Genomic DNA, 636 nt, shown 5'->3' with positions numbered 1-636 from the left:
TAACTGATGTATTTGGTGGAAGTGTAAATCAAGAAGTAATTAAACAAGCTGTTGGCTATGATAATATTCGTATTATATCTGGTGTGAACTTTCCGTTATTATTAGAATTAGCTGTACGATTGGATTGCTCTCTTACAAATGATCAGTTGAAAGAAATCGTTGAGCAGTCAAAAAATCAAATAATATTTTTTGATAACAAAATACAATCTGAATTTAAAGATGATTTTGAAATCTGATAATATTAATTAAATATTAATAGTTAATATAATATGAAATTTGTTTTGAATAACTATTTGGATATTTTAAAAATTTAATACATGATTAATTATGGAAATAAAGTGTTAATAGAAAGGAAAATATATATTAATGTTTTCTTGTTGATAACATAATATATTAGGGTAAAAATATGATATGTATGATTAGAATAGATGATAGATTGTTGCATGGTCAAGTAGCCTTCGCTTGGAAAGCTTATTTAGGATATAATACAGTAGTTATTGCATCAGACGATGCATCAAAAGATGAAGTGAAAAAAATGGCTTTAAAAATGTGTTGTCCATCTGACGTTAGATTAGCAATAAGATCTGTTGATGATGCGCTAGTTTTACTTAGAAATCCTAAACTAGATAAATTAAA

General features: G+C 25.8%; 1 pseudogene. It reads left to right on the top strand.

Annotated features, from left to right (window positions below):
• Positions 1–406: 406 nt before the first annotated feature.
• Positions 407–636, top strand: a pseudogene (locus GPX08_RS17045) (PTS mannose/fructose/sorbose transporter subunit IIB); the annotation flags it as partial.

Source organism: Clostridium tertium, assembly GCF_902652255.1.
Lineage (GTDB): Bacteria > Bacillota > Clostridia > Clostridiales > Clostridiaceae > Clostridium > Clostridium tertium_A.
This window is presented reverse-complemented; position numbering and strand designations above follow the sequence as displayed.